The following is a 26186-nucleotide window of genomic DNA, read 5'->3' on the forward strand; positions in this document are numbered from 1 at the left end:
CATTCCATGCCCAGCTTCCGCAGCCCCGCAGCCTCTCCCAAACGAAACCAGCGAGCCACTGCCCGCGTCGCCAGCGCAACCGCCGTCGTGATGGCGCTGGGCCTCCTGATGGCCCCCGGTGCATCCGCACAGGCCCTGCAGCAGCCAGCACCGGAATCGCAGGCGCCGACACCCGATGGCGCCCCGCTGCAGGCCCCCGCGGCCACCGGGCTGGGAACGGCACAGCCTTCGCCCTCCGATCCGGCGTCCGGCGACTCGTCCGGCAATGAACCCCGGACCGAGGAAGAAACCCGACCTACGCCGGACCTCGAACAACCGGCCGAGGGCCAATCGCCTTCCTCCCCCGCCGTCGCCCCGGACGAACCGACGGCCCAGCCCTCCCCCGAAGCCAGCGACACGACCCCGACGGAAGACGAACCGGAATCCGTCGAGGTGCCGGTCGAGGAGCTCAGCCAGGAACAACTCCTTGAGCTCCTGAAGACCCTGCAGGGCGAACACGGCGCCGACATGGGCCAAGGTCTCCAGCAGCGCCGGGAACGGGAGCGGGAGCTGGAACAGCCGGAAGTGCTGGCAGAACTCGACGCGCAACTGGAAGTCCTCGACATTGAACGCACCAGTGTTGCGGCACCTGCGGCGCTCCCCTCCTTCAGCCGCACCAAGTGGAAGCCCAGCGGGGTCCAGGGCATGGACGTCAGCAGCCACCAGCCGAACCTCAACTGGAAAACCGAGTGGAACTACGGGGCCCGGTTTGCCTATGTAAAGTCCACCGAGGCCCTGTCGTACAAGAACCCGTTGTTCCCCTCGCAGTACGCCGGTTCCTATAACGTCGGCATGATCCGCGGCGCCTATCACTTCGCCATCCCCAACGTCTCGTCGGGCAAGGCGCAGGCAGACTACATGGTGAACAACGGCGGCGGCTGGTCCGCCGATGGAAAGACCCTGCCGCCCCTGCTGGACATCGAATACAACCCCTATCCGGAACTGGGCAACACCTGCTACAGCATGTCGCCGACGGCGATGGTCAACTGGATCAAGGACTTCTCGAACACCATCAAGGCCCGCACCGGCCGCCTCCCCGCCATCTACACCACCGCGGACTGGTGGAACACGTGCACCGGCAACAGCACCGCCTTCAAGAACCACCCGCTGCACGTCGCGCACTACACCACCGGCACCCCCTGGCTGCCGGCTGGCTGGAATTCCTACGCTATTTGGCAGTACAGCTCCACGGGCCCCTACTCGGGCGACTCGAACGTGTGGCGGGGTTCGTACACTGACTTGCGAAACTTCGCCTACAACCGGACCGTGACTATCGACCGCACTCAGCGCTACGCCGCGCCGGGCGATCTGGATAGGGACGGCAATGGCGACCTTCTCTCTCGCCGGGCCGACGGTTCGCTTTGGTTTTATCCCGGCAACGGATCAGGCGGCTACAGGGCGCCGTCCCGCATCGGCGAGGGCTGGCAAATCTACAATCTCCTTATCGGCACAGGAGACTATAACGGAGACGGACTGAACGACTTGCTCGCCCGGCAGACCGACGGATCGCTGTGGCTGTACAAGGGCAAGGGGAACGGTGACTTCCAGGCACGCGTGCGCATCGGCAGCAGTGGCTGGAACGGTCTGACACACATCATTGGCCCCGGCGACCTCAACCGCGACGGTACCAACGACCTGTTGGCACTACGGCCGGACGGCACTGTGTGGCTATACGCGGCACCCGGCAATGGGCAGCACGGTAGCCGTACCCAGGTCGCCAGCGGTTGGGGCAGTTATACCAAACTGGCCGCGCCCCGTGACTTCACGGGCGACGGACGCGTTGACGTCTTGGCAACCAAGGCAGACGGAACCCTGTGGTTGCACGCAGCAACCGGCAAGACCGGGACCAGCACCTTCGCGCCTCCCCGCAAGGTTGGGTACGGTTGGGGGTCCTTCGCAGACATCCTCGGAGTGTGGGACAACGACCGGGACAAGAAAAACGATCTCCTCACCATCAGCGCCGATGGCTCGCTGGGCTTCTACAAGGGCACCCAGATGGTCGATTCCGAGGGCTACAACTCCAGGACGCTGGTCAGCAGCACCTGGAAACAGTTCGACACCGTGATCACTCCGGGTGACTTCACCGGCGACGGCCGAAGCGACCTGATCGGCCGCAAGCCGGACGGGACTCTGTGGCTGATGCGCGGAACCGGCAAGGGAAGCTTTGGGACGCCCGAGCGGATCGGGCATGGCTGGTACATCTACAGCTCCATCGTCGGGGTCGGCGACTACAACGGGGACGGCAAGAACGACCTGTTGGCCCGACAGACCAACGGAACCCTCTGGCTCTATGCCGGCACCGGTTCAGTCGGCGGATCCAACGAGGGCTACAAGCACCGTGTGAAGATCGGCACCGGTGGGTGGAACCAGTTCGCGACGCTGGTGGGCACGGGCGACGTCAACCGTGACGGCAAGAACGACCTGCTCGGCGTCGGCGCCGACGGAACCGCCTGGCTTTACGCCGGCCCGGGCAACGGCCAGCATGGCTCGCGCACACGTATCGACACCGGCTGGCATTACTCGCAGATTGTCGGCGTCGGCGACTATGACCGCAACGGCACCGTCGACCTGGTGGCCAGCAAGTCCGACGGCACTCTCTGGCTGCGGCAGGGACGCACCGCCAAGACTGCTTCGGGAGCGTGGTTCAACGCCGAGCGGCAGATCGGCAGCGGCGGATGGCAACAATACAAGCAGATCCTCGGACCCGGTGACACCACCTCGGACAACAAGGTGGACCTGCTGGCCACAACCGGTGCCGGCGCCATGTGGCTCTACCGGGGGAACGCGATGACCAACGACGGCTATGCCAAACGGCGCAACGTGGGGAAGCTCTAAGCTGTTCAGGTAGGTCCACCCCTCCGACGTCAGGATTCACTGTTGCCCATCGCGTCCCGCCTTCAGCCTCTCGCCGCCCGGATCCTCACCGAGGCCAACAGCGTGCTGACGGAACGCCGCGTTCGAACCCGGCTGGCCGACGCCAACAGGGACGCCGGCAACCGGTTCGACTGCGTCCTGTACTTCGCTGACGGCCCGGACAGTGCCTATCAGGTAAGGCAGTGGCTCGCTCCCATGGCGAAGCTGGCGGAGCGCCACCGGGTAGCGGTTCTGGTCCACCGGCCGGCCACGGCCGCGGAGCTGCTTCCTGATTCCCCGCTGCCGGTGTTCCTTACCAAGGGCATCGCGGAGGTGGAGGCATTCATTGAACGCGCCGGCGCCCGGATGGTGTTCTACGTCAATAACAACCGGGATAACTTCACGGTCCTCCGCCTGCCGGGTCAGGTGCACGTGCACCTGAGCCACGGGGAGAGCGACAAAGTGTCGATGGTCTCCAACCAGCTGAAGGCCTACGACTTTGCCTTCATCGCAGGCCCTGCCTCCCGGGAACGCATCCTCACCGCCCTGCGGCGGTTTGATGAGTCCCATCTGGTGGAGGTGGGACGGCCGCAACTGGACTTCGCCGCTCCTGCCCCGCAAACCAAGAACGACGGCGGACGTCTCACCGTGCTGTACGCCCCCACCTGGGAAGGGGACCGGCCGGCCATGGCGTACGGCTCGCTGGCCAGCCATGGACGGGAAATTGTCGGCTCCATCCTGGCTGATGCCCGCTACCGGCTGGTCTTCCGGCCGCACCCGCGGACCGGCAGCAGGCTCGCCGCCCACCGTGCGGCTCTGCACGAGATCAAAAAGATGATCGTCTCCGCGGAAAAGGAGGAGCCAGCGGGCCACCGGGTGGACACGGCTGCCGACTTTTCAGCCGCCATGGCGGAAGCGGACCTGTGCATCTGCGATATCTCTGCCATGGCCTTGGATTGGCTTCCCAGCCGGAAGCCCCTGCTCATGACGAGGCCGTCGGACCCCGGCGCCCACATCGACGCACAGGGCGTGGCCGCCAAGACCAGGCTCATTGACCAGTCCGAGGCGGCACGAACGCCGTCGCTGCTGGCCGAGGCCGCAGCGGCCGGAATCAGCCCCGACCAGCTGCAGCTGATCGCCCACCACTTCGGCGATACCACGCCGGGCGCGAGCACGGCTCGGTTCGTCAACGCCGTGGGTAGGATCCTCTCGCAACAGCCGGAGCCCTAAGACAGTAAGCGGTCCACCACGCGTCCGGCGGCGTTGCCGTCGTCGCGCGGTGCGTACTTGGCCACAAAATTCTTGAGCCTTAGCTCGCGCGCAGGGTCGCTCGAACGGCTCTCGTCTATCGCGTCGAACAGTTCATCCTCGGTTTGCGTCACAGGCCCGGGCAGTTCGGTGTTGTAGTCCAGGTAGAAACCGCGCAGCGTGTCGCGGTAGTTTTCCAGGTCGTAGGCATAGAAGATGATGGGCCGCTGCAGGATGGCGTAGTCGAAGAAAACGGACGAATAGTCGGTGATCAGCGCGTCGCTGGCTAGGTAAAGTTCTTGTATATCCGGGAACTTGGAGACGTCGTACACGCAGTCGCGGACATCCTCCGGTATTTCTATGGCGTCGCTCACCAGCACGTGCGTGCGCAAAAGCAGCACCGTGTCCTGGCCAAAGCGTTTCTTAAAAGTTTCTAATTGGAACGGCACATCAAAGCGAAAGTGTCCCATGCCTGTCGGCTGATCATCCCGGAACGTTGGAGCGTAGAGGACCACTCGCTTACCGTCGGGAACACCAAGTTTGCGGCGGAAAGCGCTCGACCGTCGCTCGACGTCGGGGCCCAGGAGAACGTCATTCCGCGGGTACCCCAATTCCACAATCGTCCCAGTGAAGCGGAAAGCGCTCCTGAAGACTTTGGTTGCATAGGGACTCGGTGAAAGTAGAGTCGTCCATTGTCGAACAGCAGCGTCCACATGGGCAAGGTAGTCCGGGTCCCTTCCATGGACGGTGCCCACATCGTGGGCCATTTTCTTCAGGGGTGTTCCGTGCCAGGTTTGGATGAAGACCGCATCTTTGCGGCGCCGGATGTAGTGGGGAAAATTCTGGTTGTTGATCCAGTACTTCGCCTTGGCCAGGTACCAGTAGTAGCCGGGAGAAAGCCGTTTCACCACTTTCGTATAAGGGTCGGGCTTTGGCAGCCTGCCTTGATAGACCCAAACCTTGCGGCGAGTGTCTCCGCGCCGCACCAGCTCTTCGTAGATATAGCGCGGACTGTCGGCGTACTGCTTGCCAAGCCCTGACTCGAACACCAGCAGATCGTTGTGCAACGGGGTTTTTGCAATCACCGCGAACATCCGGCGCATCGTCGGAAAATAAAAGCGGCTGCGGCGGAACCTGTTGAACAACCGCTCGGCCAATTCCGGGTCAATGGCCTTCTTCCACCCGGGATCGGCGCGACGGGCTTCTACCACTGCCTCAAAAATGCGCCGGCAGTTGTCGGTGTCCCTGAACGTTAGGAATCTGCGCGACTTGGCCATGTCCTCAGTCGTCGGCGTGCAACCGCGGCCCAGCGTAGAATCTAATTGGTCCAGTAATGTGGATCGAGCAAATGCAATCTGGCCCGGCAGTTCCTCATCCAGGTCCAGATGGGATCCCTGCGGTCCCAAGAAGCGCTCACGGTCAAATTGAAAATAGTGCACTGGCTTCTCAAGGAAACTGAAGTCAAATCCCACGCTAGAGTAATCGGTAAGCAAGACCGCGCTTTCCTTCAGCAGATACTGGACGTCAACCTCACCTTGGGATACGACGCGCGCAGGTGCCCCGGCAAAGTGGTGTCGGAACTGCTGCATGTTCGGATGCAGGCAGAAGACCACCTCTGCCTGCGTCTTATCAACAAGAGCGCCCAGCCGGGAATCGTTCAGCAGCGCATCCCACTCTCGAAAATACTCGGACTCTTCGAAGTCATCCGGGTGCTGAAGCCAGTCCCGCCAGGTGGGAAAGATTAGGATTTGGTTTCGCCGCACTGCTACATCACCGGCGAACAAGGCGTCGAAGCGGGACAAACCGGTGACCACGACGTCCTTGGCCGGGTATCCGAAATCGCTGACGATGTACTCTTTCTCCCTCTCGGAGCTGACGAGAAACAGGTCGGTGTCGAATCCGGGTGTGTTTTTCCCGTAGTTGGGCACCATCCATTTGGTTCCCATCACCCCGTGCTGGAGAAATACCTTGACTCCGCCCACTGCTCGGCGAAAGTGCGGTAGCCACGTTGGATAGAGGAAGTCCGGATGGTGGGAGCCGATGAACCGTTCCGCCCGCAGTGCAACGTCGAAGTGTTCCTTGGATCGGTACTCTACTACGTGGTCCAACCCCCCCAGATTGCGGCGATCCGGTGAGGACAGGTCGATGACGTAATAAGTGTCTATTTCGGGGTGCTCCCGACGCATGTAGCGGAAGAAGTGCAGCCCGGTGTCCTGAGCCTTGTACGGCCGTTCACCCACTAGCCAGACTGGCTTTTGCTCTAATCCGCGGCCCGGCCACCGCCTCTTGTGGGACTGTCGTAGCAGGAATTCGAAGGCGTCGGTGTCCAATAATTCAATATGGAAGGAAGTGTTCTTAGCCTTGAAGGTGTAGTAAGGCGTAATTGCCAGCGTCCTGTCTCCACGCGTTTGCCAACCGGGACGGCTGAGCTTCCGGATCACATATCTGGTGCGCCCTATGCGCGCCCGCTGCGGCTCTGGTCCGCCTGGGGTATAGATCGCAAACCACGCATCCAGGATTTGGTCGCGGGCCAGGTCCTGGCTGGAGATGGTGCCCAGATCCAAGCGGGCATGCACCTTGTACCGACGAAGCCCGTATTTGCGCCGGGTCGCCTCGGTGTCCAACACGGATACGGCGGTTGAAGTGTAGCGGGCTCCACTCTCACGCCCAAGCAGCACCAATTCCACTGCTTCAGCCTCACCGTGTCTGGTGACAAGAGTTGCCCGCAAATCCAACGTGCCCCCATTGACGCTGAGCCGGTGCACGTAGACGGCGTTGTAGGGTTTAAGCTGCCGGTCTACCGCCAACGAGACTAGGCCACGCCGATTGACGTACGGTTGTACCGTGAATGCCTGAGTGGTGATTCTGCGCAGGGAACCAACTTCGGTGTCAGCAAAGCGCCCGAACGAAGCCCACGCTGTCATCGTTGCGTCACCGGCCAGCGCGCCATCGGCCACCGCCTTACGGATCTCTGTGAGGCGCATTCCTGCAGACGCTTCTCCAATAGAGGCTGGTCCGCCCCCATGAATGTTGGTGCTGAACCCGGGCAGATCTTTGACGGAAGCCTCGAACTGAACAAACAGTCCCAGGGTTTCCCCCTCCTCGCGGGGATCAGTTGGAGAGGGCACCGCAGTCGCCAAGTCGAATCGCGCGCTGTACCTCCGAAGTTCGCTTCCTGGCTTGTCTACTGCCTCCGACAAGTCGGCCACTTTCGTCCACACGTTGCCTGAATCCCTGCACCACAAGGACGTGGGCTGGATCCGGGCGGAGACCGTGAACCACAGCTGCAGAATACTGCCTCGCTGCTGGAGTTTTAGCGCTCGGAAATCTTCCCGCGCCGATGCACCGCCTCTGCCTGTAAGCCGACCGATGGCAGAGACGGCGTCTCGAATGATGCCGGCTCGTGATTCCATGGGGGTTCGCTCTCGAAAGTACTAGCGACGGGAAAATACGCATTCAGGAAACTGCGGGTCAGCGAGTCCACCTTTCGCGTATCCTTGCCGGTGCTTGCAACCTCGTTGAGGCAGAACACGTCCGCGTCTCTGCGCCGCAACAACCGCAGGAGCTTCGCCTGCGCAGACGGATCGTTGATGTCACAATAGCGGTAAGACAGTTCCCCGGGAACAGCTGCACCGATGGCGAAACCGTAGTAGTGAGCTAGGGACGACGTCACGGAAAGATCAGACGGATCCCTGAATCTACTCCGCTGCGTCCTGAAAAGTTCTTCCGGATGCTCCTGTTCCAGTCTGGAAAGGGTACTGACTCGTTGCGGATGGGCTGCATGTTGAAACTTGCGCTCCACAGTCCTGCCGAAGGCCGCCTCCAGCAGCGCGCGGTTGTTCTTCGCCGCGCTGTCCACGGGCAAGTCGTCCACCGAACGTGGCGCGTAATCCACGGTCTGTTCGGACAGGAAGAATTTGGCCAGCCCATTGCCGTGGAAGAACAGTTCCGGGGTCACCGGCCGCCCAAAAAATACGTCGTCGTTCAGGTACAGAAAGTGTTCGCTCAGTCCGTCAATGTGGTGCAGCTGGGACTCGATAGCGTGCGAGTTGAAGGTTGGTAATGCGCTTGTGTCAGAGAAGATTTCGCGGTGATCCACGACCGTGATCCGGCTGTTGGACGTGTCCAGCCACGGGGGCGTCTGTCCCGCGGTCACCAAGTACACGTGATTGACCCAAGGGGCGAAGTAATCCAGCGACCTGAGCGAGTAGCGCAGTTCGTCGCGCGACGCGTAGCGCGCTTCGTTTGCCGCTGTTTCATTCCTGCTCGTAGGATCCGTCTGGGCTAGCATCTGTGCTTTGCTGCGCTGCCACTGGGGGTCATCGCCGTCCACCCATGTGTACACCGCGTCGATCGGGAAGTCGACAGAAGTTAAAAACCCCTTCTCCGGCAGGCCCGCTTCGCGCGGCACGATCTTGATGCCCAACTGATGGTCGCCCAGTCGTCGATTTTTGTGCCCCACTGCTTCAAACACTATTGAAGAGGCTGGTAGGCACCTTCCTGTAACCGGCATGTATTCGCCATTGGCTCGGATGTAAAACGGACGGGTACCGGCAGCAGAAGCGATGGCACCCAGGGCCGATGACCATTGGGCATCCGGGATGTCCACGACCGCTGGAACCCCCGCCTCGGAGCGCAGTACACGGTAATCGACTTTGGCCCGCGCCAAGGCATCAAGCACGACGGCGGCCGTGTCGTGCCGCAGGCTCCTCGCCGAAAAGCGGTCCACGTTTCGGATGCCCTGTGGTAATGAAGAGGCCGAAGCGGGATGTGATCCTGGCAAGCGACGATGAGTTGCCAAAAACGGGAGGATGCCTTGGGTGCCAGCGCCGCTGCCGAAGGCGCGGAATGCGGCTTCAACCACGCTCTGTGGAATGGCCGCCGCGGCGCGGCCCTTGAGTCCGAGGCGCATGGGCTCCTTTCCTGCAGCAGTGTCCGCTGCTATTCCACGGCCGCTGGTAGCGCCGCTCTCTGGCGCCCACGACTGCTTTAGCTTAGCAATGCGCACCAAGGTGGACCTGGCTATCCATTGCGCTCGGGCGTCCGCTCAGCGAAAATGACAGCCCGATGTAATGCACATCTTGGTGCTCTTGGAACTTCAGGGAGTTGACCATCGCGCTGGCAGCAGAGCCCGATGTCAGCACTCCGCCTATCAAGCCGGCGGCTGTGCGTCTGGACATCCAGGGGTTGCGGGCCATAGCCGTAGCCCTTGTGGTTGTCTACCACTTATGGTCGGAAGGTTTAACCGGGGGGTTCGTCGGAGTCGATGTCTTCTTCGTCATTTCCGGCTTCCTCATTACCTCTCATTTGGTCAAACGGCCTCCGACGGGGTGGCAAGGCCTGACGGCTTTCTGGGGCCGCAGGATTTGCCGCCTATTGCCTGCCGCTTTCGTGGTCCTGGCGGCAACAGCTGTTGCGTCAAGGCTGGTCGCACCGCCTACTCAGTGGGGGGCGATCGCTAAGGAGATCATCTCCTCGTCACTTTATGTGCAGAACTGGGTGCTGGCCGGCAGTTCCGTCGACTATCTGGCGGCCGGGAACGCCCCCACTCCTACCCAGCATTTCTGGTCTTTGTCAGTCGAGGAGCAGTTCTACCTTTTCTGGCCAGTCCTCGTGTTCGCGGTCTTCTGGATCGCGGAAAAGCGCTCGTTGGCCGCGCGGCGTCTGCTCTTGGGAGCCTTGACCGCCGTCGTGGGTCTGTCGCTTTCCTTCTCCATCGCGGCTACGGCTACTGAACCGGGAAGTGCATATTTCGTCACGCCCACGCGGATGTGGGAGCTGGGTTTCGGCGGCCTGGTGGCATTGGCGGCGCCGGCTTTGGCACGGCACTTGCCCAGCGTTGCACGGGCGGCGGTAGCGTGGGTCGGGGTTGCAGCGATTGTCTGTTCCGGTGTGCTTTACTCGGAGTCGACCCCTTTCCCTGGGTATACCGCGCTCCTCCCCGTCGCAGGGACAGCACTGGTTATCCTCGCAACTGCCGAAGGACGCCTTTCCCCCACCGGATTTCTCCGGAACCGTCCGGTTCAGTGGCTTGGGGAAGTTTCGTACTCGATATATCTGTGGCACTGGCCCTTGATCGTTCTCGTGCCGTACGTCACCGGTCGCCAGCTGAGCTGGCTGGACAAGTTGCTGATCGTGGCTGCGACACTGGTGCTGGCGGGGCTAAGCAAGACGTTCATTGAGGACCGTTTCCGGTTCCCCTCCGCTCAAATGAGCCTTGCGCCAACTTACCGATTCGCCGCTGCGGGAATGGTACTGCTTACGGCCGTGGGCGCTGCGCAATTAGTGGAAGTCACCCAACGCACCTCCCAGGCGGAACAACAACTCGCTGCGGTGATGAGCAATGGCGATCCTTGTCTCGGTGCTTCCGCCATAGCCAACGGCTTTGACAAGTGCGTCCCGGCCCACCGCGCACCGGTCGTGCCCGAACCGTCGCTGGCCAAAGAGGACAAGTCCGATGCGTATGCGGACGGGTGCTGGTCGAACCAACCCTTTACCAGCCGTCCCGTCTGCAGGTATGGCGACGGGCCCACCAAAGTCGCCCTCGTTGGCAACTCGCACGCCGGGCAATGGCTTCCCGCACTGCAAGTGCTGGCTGACCGCAACGACTGGACGCTCTCGACGTTCCTGGTCTCGAGATGCAACCCCACGACGGCACCGCTCGAGTTCGATACGGAGGAGAAGACCGCCAATTGCAAAGCCTACGGAGAGTGGGTGTTGGACAAAACGTCCGGCGATGCTTTCGATTTGGTCGTCACCTCGGAACGTCAATCCGTCCCTGTGAAAGGCGAATCTTGGGCCAGCACTGAAGAACCTGCCGTTGAGGGCTATCGGGACTACCTCTCTCGTTGGGCAGATAGCGGCGCCAGCGTTCTGGTCATCAAAGATCCACCCTTCCCCGGCAACACCATCGACTCGATTCCGGACTGCCTGGCCGAAAATCCGGACAATCATCAGGACTGCTCTGGAACACCTGCCGAGTGGTACTGGATGGACCCAATCACAACGGCGGCCCTCGAATTGAACAGTCCGAAGATTCACACCGTGAACCTGGATCGTTACTTCTGTGTGGATGGAACCTGCCCTGCCGTGGTGGGATCAGTTGTCACCTATTTTGATGCATCACATATCACGGCGACTTACGCCCGAACACTGGCACCCTATATGGAAAGCCCAATATTCGAGGCCTTGGGAACTGATCAGTAGAGGGGCGCTCAAGCTGCGGGGCACCGTCGGTGGTGGGGCCTACACCACCCGGGATCTTCCAAGACCAGTTGTTATGAACGCATCTGGTCGTGAGTCGTCAGTCAGCACTAAAGGCAAAGCGCAAAGCTGCAGCAAGCTGCCGTTTCTCCCCCGCACCCTATTGATCTACGCCGGCACTTTTGTCGGCGGCGTACCTCTGTCCCGTGAAGGAAGAGATGCGCTAGGACTCAATCCACAGGCCGCGACATGCCCCACCCTGAAGGGAACCGAGGAGTCTTAGGACCGGAGTTGGGGACGCGTTGACGAGGCGTTGCTAAGACAGCTCCTTGACGATCTGGCTGATGCTGTCGAGAGTACGTTTCAGTTCCTCAACATGCCGCTCATCGAAGGCGCTGAGCACACGCTTCATCTCAGTTGTCGATATGCCTGAGGTCCTCGGAAGGTAAACGACCTCCACCTTGTCTTCCAGATCGTCGAACTTGCCCTTCCAATCCTCGCCGATGCCAAAAACGTCCGCCCCGTACTTCTCGATGTCAGATCGCTTTTGCTCCCAATTGTCCTCAGGAATGGCTTCGGAAACGTATCGGATGGAACGGACTATCTCAATCCGTTGTTCGAAGGGCACCACAGGTTTCTTGCCCTTGATGGCGTTGAACTCGTCGGTAGACACACCCACAATGAGTCGATCCCCCAGGGCGCTGAGCCGCTTGAGGATATTGAGGTGTCCGATGTGGAAGAGATCGAAGGTGCCGTACGTCAGTACTGTCTTGCCCAATGTGATCCTCGTGTCGCTGCCGGGAGAGGGTGAAGCTTCGCTCCCATTGTAGTAGGAGCTGACCGACGTAATGCTGGCAGCGATTCGGCAGAAATCTGGCTGCTAAAATTGAACGCTGGACTCAGGTCCGCAAGTCTCGAAGCGAGCGACAAGCGAACGAAGGAACAACCGAAGGAAGCCATGTCTCTTACGGGGAAACACCCAATGCGGCCGCAGGAAACCGCCAACAAGCACCAAGGCCACGATCCTGCCGCATCGCACGTGACAGCATCCGCATCATCTACAACTCCGCTTGAGAATCGATGAGCTCCCCCAACAGCGAGGCCTTACGCAGGATCATCCGTAAGTCCGGAGTCACGCGTACCCTGCGCGGGGCACTTGGACCGCAGGCCTACCGGCATGTCCGCAGGTCAGTCTCGGGCATTGCGTCCTCCGTTGCTGACCGGCGCACTCCCCGGCAGCGAATGATAGCAGAACGGCGTTTGCTGCAACTGGATCGCTCATTGTTCCGCTCTGAGGGGGTTCTGAGACGACCGCTCGGTACGCGCATGCCGCTGCAGATCCGGAAGTTGCATCTCGACACGATCTCGGGGATCTTGTCATCCGCCGGCATCGAGTGGTTCGTAGTGAGAAACGATTCCCGCACACGCTTCACTATCGCGGTGCAAGAGACGGACCGCGAACGAGTAATTGATGTCATTAGCCGCGCGTTGCGTGACGAAGCAGTTTACGTGCAGGACTCTAGCGCACTCGTGTCGGACCGACGCCTGCACCTCGCCGGCAACCTCGACCAGGTCGCTATGTCCCGGAGCGCGAAGGTCCTACGATTCGCGGCCTTCTTCGAGGACCGAAGGACAAAGTTTCGCACCGCCATGGGCTACGGCTGTGACGTAGAATTTTGGCAGCGAGACTCCTTAAATCCGTCTAATGTGCTGACGCCTCGAAGGAACTCTGCAGCACAACTTATCACCGTCAATGAACTTCGTCCGGAAACCGTGTCGATCGATGGGGACGATTATCCGACATACTCGATCTTCAACCAGCGCATGCTAGACGATATCGCTTTCCCGATCGATGCGGTCTACACGTGGGTGGACGGTGACGACCCCGATTGGATTGAGTCCAAACGCAGGTTAGAGGCGAAGCTACAAGGCGTAGAGTACCACGCTGAAGCGAATCACGCCGCCCGCTTCCGGTCTCGAGACGAGTTAAAGTATTCGCTTCGTTCGCTGGAGATGTATGCACCTTGGTTTAGAAAGGTCTTCCTCGTCACGAACGGCCAGAAGCCGTCTTGGCTAAACCTAGACCATCCTAAGATCGAACTGGTTACCCATGACGATATTTACGACGACAAGTCATGCCTCCCAACATTCAATAGCAATTCGATCATCTCACGCTTGCACCACATACCTGGCCTTAGCGAGCACTACGTGTACATCAACGACGATGTGTTCTTTGGCCGACCAGTTTCACCCGATCAGTTCTTCTTGCCCAGCGGGCTTGCGAAGGTCTCACCAGCAAATAATCGCCGCCCCTTCGGCGAGCCGAGCGTGATGGACGAGCCTCACATCAATCTGACACGTAACATGCGCTCCCTCCTTCAAGAGGAGTTTGGCGTGACCGTATCTAGGGCAATAAAACACACACCGCATCCCCAGTTGCGGTCGGTCCACCTAGAGATGGAAGAGCGCTTTAAGAAGCGGTTCGAGCAAACGTGGGCAAGCCATTTTCGTCACCACGATGACATAGTGGCTGATCAACTCTTTCACTACTATGCACAAGTCGTCGGAAAGGCCGTCCCTAGCTCGTTAAGGTACAACTACATCAACGTACTCGATGAGTCCTATGTTGGCGTCATTAAATCCACCCTTGAGTACAGGGATCGCGACGTCTTCTGCGTGAATGACGCTCCAGTGCCAGGGGCCAAGCCGATTGAAGAATTTGTGATTCAAAATTTCTTTGGGCGATATTTCCCATGCCAGTCATCGTTCGAAATACGCAGATAGAGAGCATTTGTTGGGACGGCGGTCCTGCGAGGTGACGGCTAGCACACGATTCGCCGCCGCGCGTTATTTATTCATCGCTCGAAGAGCTCGTGTAGGCCCACCTCATTCAGAAGGTGCTGACCTCGATGGCCGGCCTTGAAGTCAGGACCAACGACCGCATCCTGACCGAAGTCGTCGGCTAAAACCTACAAAAGCGCGGGGAGCTTGTCCTCCTATCGGCATAGCGCCCGTAACCTTCCGCTCCGGAACCTCGTTCCGAGCATGCGTACCATGTCCGCAAACGGGGCCGACCGCAAACGCCATCCAGGGCATCATCGCCCTCACTCGGCGCCGCTTGGCGAAAACCATAGAGGCTCCCCCTTTACCTTCTTCGTAAGCGCTGAATAGGCAAGGATCAGGGTTGCTGGCCTGTCGGCCCATGATGTCTGCCCCAGTAGTTCATGATCCGAGGGTGTTGTCACCGGGGTTCGATAGGCACTAGAGGACCGCTGATGGGGACAAGACCAGCCGGAGCTTAGACGGCGGCAGGCGGCCGTAACGTGGATGCCGAGCTCTGCCGCCGCAGGACATGCCAGCACCTACTGGATTGATGTCTTAAGGCGGCGTGATCAAAGAGCACCATCTTGTTGATGTCTTTATCAGCGTTGACGTGGGCAAGAGCAACCACACGCGGTCGCGCTCGACTGCGACGGCAAGAAACTGCTGGACAAGGCGCTGCCCCAGGACGAGGCGAAACTGCGAGAGATCATCGCCTCCCTCGCATGGCACGGGACCCTGCTTTTGGTGGTCGATCAGCCGGCCACTATCGGTGCGCTGCCGGTCGCCGTGGCCCGGGCCGAAGGCATCATGGTCGGTTATCTGCCCGGTCTGGCGATGCGCCGCATCGCGGACCTGCATCCCGGCGAGGCCAAGACCGATGCCCGGGACGCGGCCATCATCGCCGAGGCTGCCCGCACTATGCCCCACACCCTGCGCGCGATCGCCTTAGCTGATGAACAGGCTGCGGAATTGTCGATGCTTTGCGGCTTCGACGATGACCTGGCGCAGCAGGCGACGGCTGCTTCGAACCGGATCCGGGGCCTGCTGACCCAGATCCACCCTGCGTTGGAGCGGGTGATCGGACCGCATCTGGGTCATCCGGCGATGGCGGAGTTGCTGGTCAAATACCCGACCCCGGACGACCTGCGAAAGGCTGGTTAGGCCCTGGTGACCGCGCTGCTGGTCAGGTTTGCGCCGCGGGCAGGCAAGCGCTGTGCGGCCGAGGTGTTCACGGCGTTGGGTGAGCAGACCGTGGTGGTATCCGGTACCGGCGCGGCCGGCATCGGATTGCCGCAGTTGGCCGCGCAACTGGTGCAGCTGCGCAATTCCCGTGCTCGTGTGCTGACCCGGGTCGAAGAACTCGTGGAGGCCCACCCTCTTCACCTCGTCCTGACCTCCCTGCCGGCGGTCGGCGTCAGGACGGAAGCACGGATCATCACCGAAATCGTCGGCAAAGACTTCGCCTCCGCAGGACATCTGGCCTCCTACTGCGGTTCCGCCCCGGTGACCTGGAGATCGGACACCTCGATCCGCGGCGACCACCCGTCGAAGAAGGGCAACAAAGTTCTCAAACGCGCCTTGTTCCTCTCCGCCTTCGCAGCGCTGAAAGACCCTACTTCCCGTGCGCACTACCCCCAAAATTTTCAGCTGCAGACTTCACCTTTGGGTGTGGACTTTTTTGTGATCAGCAATGCGTCGGTGTCCACCACACATCGGCGAACCTGGTTGGGTCGCAACGCTTCTTGGGTGTCAGAGGCACGATACCTGCGGTGGACGCGACTAACACTCGCTTCGCCGACTATGTGGGAACGTGCCGCTGGCGATCGCGGCGAAGTCGCCGACGAAAATATGGGAGCAGGAACGGGAATAATCGCCACGTCGCCGGCGGTTGCAGGGCCTTCGCAGCATCTTCGGGGTTTAAGTTCTCCGATGCAGGGAGTAGAAGGGGTCGGTCGCACTCGCCGATGGGCGGTCGAACAGTAGGGTGCTGCGCCCCCGTGTCTCAGTGTCGGAAGTGTGAGGCAACGGAGATGGTAGCCGCCCGGGGTACTCGCAACTAAACAATCTTCCTATCGTGTTCGCCTAGATGGAGGAGTAGCTCACCTTAGTGCGCATATCTAACGGCAACGTCCAGCTGTGCATAGACGTAGCAAAGGATTCGCGACGGAGGCTAGGTGTATTGACCTGAGAGGTTGGGTACGCGGCTGGCCGGTGGCTGACCTTTGAGGGAGGTGTGCCCGCGGTGGAAATTGTAGCCGTGGAGCCAGCCCGCGAAGGCGGCGACGCGTTCAGCCTCTGACCGGTACGGGTTCGCGTAGGCCCATTCACCCAGCAGGGTGCGGTTGTAGCGTTCGACCTTTCCGTTAGTCTGCGGCCGGTAGGGGCGGGTGCGTTTGTGTTTGATGCCGGGTCCGAGAGCTGCGGCGAAGGCGCGGGAGCGATAGCAGGAGCCATTGTCGGTCAGAGCACGCGTTGAACCTCGATTCCGACGCCGTCGAACCAGGCCCTGGCACGTTCCCAGAAGGCGGCCGCGGTCTCCTTCTGCTCGTCCTCGAGGATTTCCGTGTAGGCCCGGCGCGAGTGGTCATCAACCGCGTTGTGCAGGTAGGCGTAGCCGGGGCGCCGGTTGGCTTCGGTGCCGGTCTTGTTCCGCTTCCCGCGTGCCTTCCCGACCATCCGGTGACCACCGCCGTCGGGGATCCGCCCGAGCTTCTTGATGTCCACGTGCACCAAGTTCCCGGGCGCGGCATGTTCATAGCGGCGGATCACCCGCCCGGTGGCACGGTCCAGCCAGGCCAGCTTCGCCAGCCCGTAGCGGGAGAGCACCCGGTGCACGGTCGAGGGATGGAGGCCGAGCAGGTAGCCGATCCTGGCCGGACCCCAGCGCCGGTTGATCCGCAGCGCGATGATCCGCCGTTCCCGCCGGACCGGTGTCCTGCGCGGGCTGCGGGCCGGACGGCTGGACCGGTCGCCCATTCCGGCCTCGCCGTGTTTCCGGTAGCGATTGGCCCAGCGTGAGGCGGTCGTGACGCAAACTTGGAACCGTTCCGCAGCAGGGCGCAGCGGCCAGCCGTCCTCGACCACGCATTTGGCCAGGCGCAGGCGGCCCTTCGGAGTCAGGACGGCATTAGCATGGGACATTGAAGACCTCCGGTGTGAAGATGGGGACTCTCGACAAGCCCCACCTCACCCGGAGGTGTTCTTCATGTCACCCAGCCACGCCGCGTGTCCCTAACGTCCGTGGTCAATACAGCTAGGTTTACCGCAGCGTGACTATTGGGCGCCTTATCCGCGAATATTGTCGATATTTCCTCTGTACCAGTCAACGGTGGTTCTGATGCCGTCGGCCAACCCGATTTGTGCTGCCCAACCGGCTTTGGTGAGTTTGGTCACGTCGAGCAGTTTCTGTGGCGTGCCATCGGGTTTTGAAGTGTCCCACTCCATGGTTCCGGTGAACCCGACCGCGTCGGCGACAAGCTGCGCGAGTTCCTTGATCGTCACGTCGGTGCCGGTGCCGACGTTGACTTGGTCGGGGCCGTCGTAGTGCTCGAGCAGGTGCAGGCACGCGGCGGCCATGTCATCTACGTGCAGGAACTCACGCCGGGGCGCGCCCGTGCCCCAGTTCGTCACCGTCTCGGCGCCGGTCTTGACGGCTTCGTCATAGCGGCGGATCAGGGCTGGCAGCACGTGCGAGCCGATCGGGGAGAAATTGTCTCCCGGACCGTATAGGTTGGTCGGCATCGCCGAGATCCATGGCAGACCGTATTGGCGGCGAACCGCCTGAATTTGCATGATGCCGGCGATCTTCGCGATGGCATAGGCATCGTTCGTGGGCTCCAGATGTCCGGTCAACAGCGAGTCCTCGCGGATGGGCTGATCGGCGAACTTAGGGTAGATGCAGGATGACCCTAGGAACAGCACACGCTCGGCCCCGTATTCCCGGGCCGCGTCCAGGACGTTGACCTGGATGCGGAGGTTGTCGCTGAGGAAATCGACCGGGTAGGTGCTGTTGGCCATGATTCCGCCGACTTTCGCCGCGGCCAGCACCACGTACTTGGGCCTGGTGTCAGCGAAGAACGCGAAGACAGCGTCCCGGTCCTTCAAGTCCAGTTCTGTCGAGGTTTGGCCAACCAGGTTTGTGAAGCCGTTTTTTTCCAGGTTCCGCCAGATCGCGGAACCAACCAGGCCCCGGTGTCCGGCCACGTAGAACGGCGCCCCCCGGTCCAGCTGGCCAGGCGAATAGTCGACGTTGTCACCAGCACTGACCGCACTGGTGTTGATCACGGACACGGCTACTTGCCCCAACTGTCGAGGGCTACCTTGTCGATCCACGGGCTGCCGGCACAGCTGAGCGCTTCTATGTCGGCGTCCACCATGATCCGGGCCAGCTCCGGTGTTTCCACTGTTGCCTTCCAGGCCAGTTTCGCGTGGGCCTTCGATGCGTCGCCGATCAGGGCGTCAACTTCGGTGGGGCGCAGGTACCGCTCATCGAACTTCACGTGGTCCTCCCAGTTCAGGCCGGCGTGTTCAAAGGCCACCTGGAGGAAGTCGCGGACGGTGTAACCGACACCGGTGGCCAGCACGAAATCGTCGGGTTCGTCGGCCTGCAGCATCCGCCACATGCCTTCGACGTACTCGGCGGCGTAGCCCCAGTCGCGCACGGCGTCCAGATTGCCCATGTACAGGTGTTCCTGTTGTCCTGCCTTGATGGCGGCGACGGCGCGGGTGATCTTGCGCGTCACGAACGTCTCGCCACGGCGCGGCGACTCATGGTTGAAAAGGATTCCGTTCACCGCGTACATTCCGTACGCCTCGCGGTAATTTTTTGTTACCCAGTAGCTGTACACCTTCGCCGCACCATATGGCGAACGCGGATAAAACGGCGTCTCCTCATCCTGAGGCGGGGGTGTCGCTCCGAACATCTCGGACGAAGACGCTTGATAGAATCTCGTCTCGATTCCCGCCAACCGAACGGCTTCCAGCAGGCGTATCGTCCCCATGCCGGTGGTGTCGCCGGTATGTTCGGGTTCTTCGAAGGACACACGCACATGCGACTGGGCAGCCAGATTGTAGACCTCGTCAGGACGGATTTGGGCTAACAAAGTCACCAATCGTGCACCATCCGAAAGGTCCCCGTAGTGAAGGAACAGCCTTGCAGCTGGGTCATGTGGATCAGTGTACAAGTGGTCCACCCGGGCGGTATTGAAGGTAGAGGCGCGACGGATCAGTCCGTGAACCTCGTACCCTTTATTCAATAGCATCTCAGCTAGATAAGAACCGTCTTGCCCTGTAATTCCCGTGATTAAGGCCCTTTTGCGCACCCTGTCCACCTTTCGTAATCGCAATTATCCACCGTGAGCCAACGCATCGGGCGCCGCTATGGCCGACCCTTTAGTAGTTCTGCAGCCCAATCCAGTTACCGCGGTCGGCGACGCGAACGGCTTGTAAGTCTATCAACGTGTCAACAGTTCGCCGAACCCAGACCCGTTGAATATCCATTACGTCGCTTCGGTATATTCGACGCAACTCGGTTAACCGATCCTGTAGGCCCAAAACCATATCTCGAGCTGCAGCAGGGTCCAATCTATTCATGGCCTCGAACAGCATCAAAGGAGAGCCAAGAGAGCGCAGATCCAAATATCCGCCCCCTGGAACCAACCTGTCTAGCCAAGGCGATCCATAGTAAACCGGAATACACCCGGCTGATATGGCCTGCCACAATTTCTCCGAGATGTAATGCGGGATATGTGTGTTCTCGAGAGCAATGTTAAATCGGTAGGAAGAAAGTATTTCGTGCTTGACAACAGACCAACTTCTTGCTCCGTCACCGAGGCGGGACTCACCTTGCGTAGGAACTTCCCCCCAATTGCGTCCAAAGACGTCAACCAATCCTCTACGTGTGCCTTCTTTTGCTATGTTCCATCGAACATCAAGTAGATCACCCGAAACCTTTGATCGAGCACGGCTTTGATTTGTTGCCATCAGGCAAGCGCGCGACCTGTCCTTCCAGTCCACAGATGCGAATGGTTGCATGCCGAACTCAAGAAAAAACAACCATACATCATTGTAGAAGCCTAGATTCATGTCAATCGTATGTATACGTGTTCCGCTGATCTCATCGTGCCGGGGCTGTCCGTAAGAATGGCGCGGTTCGATTGTGGTGAGAAGCACGTTCCGACACCGACCTACGAGCGGACCCAGGAAGTCTTGGTTCGAGGTCACCACCCAGTCGGCTCCGGCGTAGTCATCAACAAGGGTGAATCCGCTGCCTTCGAGGGCTTCTGCAAACTCAGGCGTATCGAACGGGACCGTCGTACGATGCAAGCATATTGTGGGGCTCATCTGAATCCAATCTAAACGAATGCGACCTTGCAACTAATTTCTCAGAGCTTTTTCGATAGCCGTCACCGCGCGAGACGAATTGTTCTTGTCCCGTGAAACGAAGAAATTGCGTGCACGATCGCTGTAATAATCGGAGCGCGCAAATCCTGAATCAACATGGCTCTTTATCAGTCGGATCAAGTGATCTACATCGGCCGCAAGGGGACCGAAACCATCTGTCAACAAATCAAAGTATCCATCCGCGCTGTGCTGCTTGGAGAAGTCCGCGGCGTCAAAGGGAAATAGGATGGTCGGAATTCCGACGTACGCGACGTCAAACATCGTCGATGAGTAATCTGTGATGAACAACGCGGAATTGCTCAAAGTGTTGTGGAAATCGATCTTCTCCTGATGCAATATGCGCACGTTATTCAAATCGCGTAACAGGTCTTCGAAAATGGGAGCAACTTCGTAGTGTGGCAAGAAGTGAAGCTCTATATTTGCCTCGGCCAATATCCGATGCAGATCCGGATGACGGAGCACAGCATCAATAGTCCGAAAATAGTGAGAGGAAGTGAAGGCCGCAATGGAACTCGATCGTCCCTTGACAGTGTAGGACGGCCTTACCAAGTATGAGCGCCAAGTCGGGGCGAACAAAATATGCTTTCGATGGCCGGAAGTAGCTAGCCTATCGAATCTGGGAAGCCCGGTCATTACTGCCCTATTGCCGTAGTCCAGCTCAGAAGCGAAATATTCCCTTTCGCGTGGTGCGCTAGTTAGAACGAGATCATATCCCTGCACTAATCGGTGCAATCCACGGGAGACATCCCGATACACTACGCCGTGCTGGAGAAATACGCGCTTCGCCTGGGTCCGGGGCAGGAGATGTTCCAAGAATTCCTGTTGTTTCCATTCTCTGGGAAGAGAATATGTCTCGATGTCGTAGGCATTCGCAATGACCTTCGCGTGCGCCAGCAGAAGCTTGTGACGTCGCGAGCCGTGAGGAACAACATGCCCAAGCCGTCGCAGTCGTGAATATCCGGGAGCACTCTTCTCGATTGCGTAGTAGGCGGGTATGTCGCGTCGTTCTTCACGGAGATAGGCGAAAAGCGCTGCCCCATTGTCCTGGGCAGTGTCCCACCTTTCACCAATCAGCCAGACGCCGTTGCGGAACAATGGACGCGTCAGGAGCCGCAGCAGAATGAGTCCGGAGAAAGGGCGCTTGTCCTTGAATGATCTAAGGTCGTTGAGACCTCGCTTTAGCGCTCCGCGCCATCTAGAAGCCTTGCGTGTCCGGGCCGTAGTGACAACCACTTGATTTTTGTGGTTCGCGGAGAAGGAGTAGCTTATACCTCGCGTGTTGAAACTCATGGAGTTTTTGAACAAGCTCATGTTTTTTTGGGCACGAGCTATGTAGTATCCCTTTTCGCTACGAATTGAAACCTTTGGGAGATATTCGCCTATCGGCCATTTTCCTGCAGGAATCCGCGCCTTGAAGCCGCTCCACACTCCTTCATGACGCGATTTATCGGGACGTCTAATCCACTGGCCTGAAAATTCTCTGCGGCCGAGATGCACGGCAACTGCCATGTTGGGCTCAGAATCAATCTGAAGGCCCTTAGCTGCGATACGTCCCTCAACTACTACGCATCGTTGGACCTTGTCAAAGGTGATGGACTCAATCATAAAGAAAATGCCGGAAGCTGCTCGCAGAGGATTCGTCGGCGCCCCAAGCAGATAACCACTATAAATAGTTTCTCCCACCAAATCAATCGGGGCACGACTCGGTCTTGCATTGAACGCGTTCCCGCTGCCAGAAGTCAACAGATTGGCAAAGGCGATTCGGTGGTTCGGATCGTAGGATGCCCTCCTAATCGCTGCTGGATCCACGTTTTCAATCACATCATGAGCCCTCTTGAAAAAGATCTTGAGTTCTTCATGAGAGAGTACTTCAGTCGCCCGCATGAGGAATCCCTGGAATCCCCTTACGATGAACTCGTCCAACAAATACTGCGAGCTAACCGGAAGATTGACCTTGTGATCTGAGAGCGCCTCGATCAGTTCAAGGTAGTCCCAATAGTTCTTAATGTTATGGAAGAGTGAGTCCATAATGGAGCCACCGTCGTCCCGCTTTCGGTAATCATAGATGGTCTCTCCCAGAAGACCGATTCTCCTACTGGCAATCATCATTGGAACGACAAAAAAGGCGTCCTCGAAATGGACTCCTTCGCGGAACTTCGCGTTGTGAGACCTAACGGCATCCATCCGAAATACTTTATTGCAGGGCCCACCTGCATGGATCATGTCAGGTATCTCAATTAACCCAGCAACGGTGCGCGTCCCCTGATGAAAGTATTTTCCAGAAACGGTTCGAGTTTTGATTGGGAAAGTCTCTATCCCGCCCATTGCAACGTCAACTTCCGGGTCGGTAAAGAACGCAAGAAGCTTTTCATACATATGCGGTCGAATAACATCGTCAGAATCCACGAAGCCGACGAACGGCGCTTCCACCCTTTCCATACCTCTGTTTCGGGCTGCTCCGGGGCCCTGGTTCTCTTGACGGATCAGCGATACGTTGCCGTGTCGGTCCGCGAACGCTCCCGCTATAAGATCGCTTCCGTCTGTACTCCCGTCGTCGACAAGTATCAGTTGTATGTCGGGGAAAATGGTCTGGCGCTCAATTGAATCGAGAGTTTCAGGAAGATACTTACGCACGTTGTAGATGGGAACAACTACCGCTACTTTTGGACTCTGCGTTTCTTGTGTTTGCATGCTGGTTTCATTCCCCTCAGACGGCTTCTCCGGCTCGCCCGCGTTTAACTCATGTACTGTCCCTCTAGGACGCTCACCGTCAGAGACGATGCAATGGAGCGGCCCCGGCAATTTTACACCATCAAATAGACTTACTCCGCCTAAAGGATCGGTAGTCGTCCGTGCACGGCCATCCGAAATAACGTTACCCAGCGCAGTTTATTCGGCGTTTCTATACGGCTCCAAGGCGTGTTTCGCCACCCGGACAGCCAACCGCCGATCCACGGCTTTAACTGGGGCGGAGACTTATAGGAACGAATCAACTGGACTATGGACCACGTCGCCACATAAAACCAAGAGATTGGCCAAGGAAGATTTCTCCTGGCCAGCCAGACTCGATTTCGGGCGTTGAGACGGTAAAACTCTTCGTGCCGACGGGGATCGATGACTGGGTGCCCAGCTCGAAGGTCTCCGGCGTACCAGGTGCGGAACCCGGTGTCCCAGACGCGCCATGCGAACTCGATGCCTTCGTGGGCGTACCAGAAGGTCGACGGCCATCCGGGAGTCTTATCAAACACGTCCCGCCGCATGGCGATGGCCATCTCTACCACGGAGAAGACGTTGCTGGAGTGGTAGGGGCTGCCCTTGCGCAGCCTGGGAATCCAGCGCTGCGGCGCATCAGGATTCTCGGGATCCTCGATCCGCGGCTGGACCATGCCGATGTCCGGATGCTCCTTGAACAGCTTGGCGCATTGGGCAAGAAAATCATCATCAAGGAGCCAGGCGTCGTCGTCGAGGAAGAAGAGGTACTCCCCTTGGACGTGGGGAACGCCGGCGTTCCGCCCGGCCGGGATGCCTATGTTTTCTTCGATGTGCAGCGTCTTGAAGCCGGCCGGCACGTTTTCTGGATCCCAGCCGTTGCCGACGACGACCACATCCAGCTTTACCCCCTGCTGACGTTGCAACGATTCATATCCTCGTTGCAGTTCGGCGGGGCGTGTGCCCTGGGTAAGAATGACCACCCCAAAGGTCAGTTCTAGGGGGCTCATGTCTTGCTGCATGCCGCTCACTTCCGCAGCCTAGGCGAGGCCACGATGGCGACGAAATGGCCGATATTGACGAATAGGACCGCGGGCACCAGGACGTACAGCAGCCAGCGCTCCCCCAGCACCTGTTCGTCGACTACCAACGACACGATGGAGGCAGCCAGAACCAGCAGACTCATTTCCACCGAATGCAACACCCGGTGGAAGGGCAGGAACCGGGCAAGCCGACGGAGCCTGCCGACGAAGGAAGTGGCGGGAACGGCTTTCGCCTCTGCCGTGTCTGGGAGCTTGTCCATCCCTGCCAACGCCCGGGAGGCGTGCACCATCTCGTTTTGGGCCTTATTGAGGACTATCAGGAACGCCAGCAGCGCACCGAGGAACAAATAGAGGTAGGCCTGCCCCGGGTCGCGGCTCAGCAGGCCCATGTCCCCCAGGCACCGCAGCCCGAGGGCGATGGGAATCAGCCCCTCGGTGGTGTAGTGGCCGATCTTGTCAAGGAAGATGCCTTTGGGGCTTTGAGTGCCGCGCCACCGCGCGACTTCCCCATCGCTGCAGTCGAAGTACAACTGCAGTTGCGAGAAGAAGACCGCGAGCAACGGTCCCCAGATTCCCGGAACCAGCAGCGATGCGGAAATTGCCCACCCCGACAGAATCATGAGGCCTGTGACGCCGTTCGCGGAGATCGGGGTGCGGACCAGGACGCTGGTGAGGTAGATGGAGATATGCCTTAAGTAGAGCTCGGCGGTCCAGTGCTCAGCGTTTTTTCTGCTCCGGACCTCTGGCGGCTGGGCCACGGAGCGGAGCTGCTCCAACGTGGGACGCGCCGGCCGCTGAACGGCTGTCACGACTTCCTCCGGCTGGTGTCTACGGTGCCTGCCGCACCGAACAGCCGTCCGCGGAGGTACCCGAGCCCCCAGCTGATGTGGATGCCTGGCAGCACCGCCAGCAGCCGCACGCGTTCGGGCCTACCAAGGTCGCCCGACACGCTTGCCGAGGCGCACGCGATGCCCGTGGCGTAAAGTGCGGGAACTGCGGCTGCTGCCCCAGCCAGTACCCTCAAGCCTGCCGGCAACTTCTTGGCCGTGCCGGTGGCGAGCATGGTGGCGGAGACAACACCGACGCCCAACGCGGCCACCAGCACCGGCGGCAGGAAGTGCCTCACGGATTTGCCTTCGCTGTGCCGGTTAGCCAGCTCTGCCCGCCAGATACCCGCGGCGTAGAACTGCCGGACCAGTTTTCCCCACTGCGCGCGTGGCCAATAGACGACCTTCAGCTCCGGGTCGAACCAGACCGTGTAGCCGGCTTGGCGCAGGCGCAGGCACATGTCCCAGTCCTGGCCCCGCCACAGTGTTTCCTCGAATAGTCCGACCTCATCGAAGACCTCGCGGCGGAAGATGCCGAGATAAGCGGATTCTGCCGGGCCCTCCGGTGCCCCGCTGTGATAGGCAGCGCCACCGAGTCCCAGGGGCGAAACATAGGCGGCTGCGACTGCCCGCTGAAAGGGAGTCTTGCCTCGGGCATCCATGAGCCCCCCGACATCAGCCGCGCCGGTCCGCCGCAGCGTTGCCACCCCGCGCTTCGTGTAGTGAGGCTCTAGTTCGGTATGTGCGTCCACCCTGACAACGACCGGATGACTCGAGGCTTGAAGGGCAAGATTCAGTCCGGCCGGGGTACGGCCGGTGGGGCTGTTGACGCTGCGTAACCGCGGTTCCCGCGCCTGCAGGTTCGCCACGATCCGGTTAGTCTCATCCGTTGAAGGCCCCAGCGCCAGAACCACTTCCTTTGGCCCGGGGTATTCCTGGTTCAGGATGCTGCGGACCGCGTCCTCGATATGCGCAGCCTCATTGAGGACGGGCATGATGTAGGACACGCCAGGGTACTCCTCCAGCGGAGGCAAGACGG

14 protein-coding genes and 2 pseudogenes are annotated in these 26186 nt (G+C 59.8%); 5 read left to right on the forward strand and 11 right to left on the reverse strand.

The window, feature by feature from the left end:
- The first annotated feature begins 6 nt into the window (after positions 1 to 6).
- Positions 7 to 2874 carry a GH25 family lysozyme gene (locus AC5RVV_RS02835; protein WP_493999907.1) on the forward strand — a complete coding sequence of 956 codons (2868 nt, stop codon included), beginning with the start codon at positions 7 to 9 and terminating at the stop codon, positions 2872 to 2874.
- Between the two features lie 42 nt (positions 2875 to 2916).
- On the forward strand, positions 2917 to 4122 hold the full coding sequence (locus AC5RVV_RS02840) for a CDP-glycerol glycerophosphotransferase family protein (RefSeq protein WP_493999908.1): 1206 nt from the start codon (positions 2917 to 2919) through the stop codon (positions 4120 to 4122).
- Here AC5RVV_RS02840 and AC5RVV_RS02845 read toward each other — a convergent pair.
- On the reverse strand, positions 4119 to 7280 hold the full coding sequence (locus AC5RVV_RS02845) for a CDP-glycerol glycerophosphotransferase family protein (protein WP_493999909.1): 3162 nt from the start codon (positions 7278 to 7280) through the stop codon (positions 4119 to 4121). The two genes, AC5RVV_RS02840 and AC5RVV_RS02845, sit on opposite strands and share 4 nt — an antisense overlap.
- 173 nt (positions 7281 to 7453) lie before the next feature.
- Positions 7454 to 9052 carry a stealth conserved region 3 domain-containing protein gene (locus AC5RVV_RS02850; protein WP_493999910.1) on the reverse strand — a complete coding sequence of 533 codons (1599 nt, stop codon included), beginning with the start codon at positions 9050 to 9052 and terminating at the stop codon, positions 7454 to 7456.
- 194 nt (positions 9053 to 9246) lie between these two features.
- On the opposite strand from AC5RVV_RS02850, the gene AC5RVV_RS02855 reads away from it, so the two are divergent.
- Entirely contained in the window at positions 9247 to 11346 is a 2100-nt protein-coding gene (locus tag AC5RVV_RS02855; protein WP_493999911.1) for an acyltransferase family protein, read from the forward strand.
- Between the two features lie 313 nt (positions 11347 to 11659).
- Here AC5RVV_RS02855 and AC5RVV_RS02860 read toward each other — a convergent pair whose 3' ends face one another.
- Positions 11660 to 12121, reverse strand: a complete 462-nt coding sequence (locus tag AC5RVV_RS02860) for an FAD synthase family protein (protein WP_493999912.1) — start codon at positions 12119 to 12121, stop codon at positions 11660 to 11662.
- Positions 12122 to 12669: 548 nt separating this feature from the next.
- Between AC5RVV_RS02860 and AC5RVV_RS02865 the strand changes: the two genes are divergently transcribed.
- Entirely contained in the window at positions 12670 to 14127 is a 1458-nt protein-coding gene (locus AC5RVV_RS02865; protein ID WP_493999913.1) for a Stealth CR1 domain-containing protein, read from the forward strand.
- Between the two features lie 604 nt (positions 14128 to 14731).
- Positions 14732 to 15798 (forward strand): annotated as a pseudogene (locus AC5RVV_RS02870) (IS110 family RNA-guided transposase); the annotation flags it as partial.
- Positions 15799 to 16336: 538 nt separating this feature from the next.
- Here the strand turns inward: AC5RVV_RS02870 and AC5RVV_RS02875 are convergent.
- From AC5RVV_RS02875 to AC5RVV_RS02910, 8 genes and pseudogenes are all read right to left on the reverse strand, one after another.
- Positions 16337 to 17307 (reverse strand): annotated as a pseudogene (locus AC5RVV_RS02875) (IS481 family transposase).
- 144 nt (positions 17308 to 17451) lie between these two features.
- Positions 17452 to 18456, reverse strand: a complete 1005-nt coding sequence (locus AC5RVV_RS02880; protein ID WP_493999914.1) for a GDP-L-fucose synthase family protein — start codon at positions 18454 to 18456, stop codon at positions 17452 to 17454.
- A 2-nt stretch (positions 18457 to 18458) separates the two neighbouring features.
- On the reverse strand, positions 18459 to 19487 hold the full coding sequence (gene gmd, locus AC5RVV_RS02885; protein WP_493999915.1) for a GDP-mannose 4,6-dehydratase: 1029 nt from the start codon (positions 19485 to 19487) through the stop codon (positions 18459 to 18461).
- A 70-nt stretch (positions 19488 to 19557) separates the two neighbouring features.
- On the reverse strand, positions 19558 to 20508 hold the full coding sequence (locus tag AC5RVV_RS02890) for a glycosyltransferase family 10 domain-containing protein (protein ID WP_493999916.1): 951 nt from the start codon (positions 20506 to 20508) through the stop codon (positions 19558 to 19560).
- Positions 20509 to 20541: 33 nt separating this feature from the next.
- The gene (locus AC5RVV_RS02895; RefSeq protein WP_493999917.1) at positions 20542 to 23259 is read right to left on the reverse strand and encodes a glycosyltransferase; all 2718 of its coding nucleotides are present in this window, start codon (positions 23257 to 23259) and stop codon (positions 20542 to 20544) included.
- 140 nt (positions 23260 to 23399) lie between these two features.
- Complete coding sequence (locus AC5RVV_RS02900) at positions 23400 to 24299, reverse strand: glycosyltransferase family 2 protein (protein ID WP_494001264.1); 900 nt, start codon at positions 24297 to 24299, stop codon at positions 23400 to 23402.
- Positions 24300 to 24304: 5 nt separating this feature from the next.
- Positions 24305 to 25129: a CDP-alcohol phosphatidyltransferase family protein gene (locus AC5RVV_RS02905; RefSeq protein WP_493999918.1), complete on the reverse strand. Its 825-nt coding sequence runs from the start codon at positions 25127 to 25129 to the stop codon at positions 24305 to 24307.
- Positions 25126 to 26142, reverse strand: a complete 1017-nt coding sequence (locus tag AC5RVV_RS02910) for a glycosyltransferase family 2 protein (protein ID WP_494001265.1) — start codon at positions 26140 to 26142, stop codon at positions 25126 to 25128. Before AC5RVV_RS02910 ends, AC5RVV_RS02905 begins: the two co-directional genes overlap by 4 nt.
- Positions 26143 to 26186: the final 44 nt, after the last annotated feature.

This window comes from Arthrobacter sp. MDT2-34-1, from assembly GCF_059091365.1.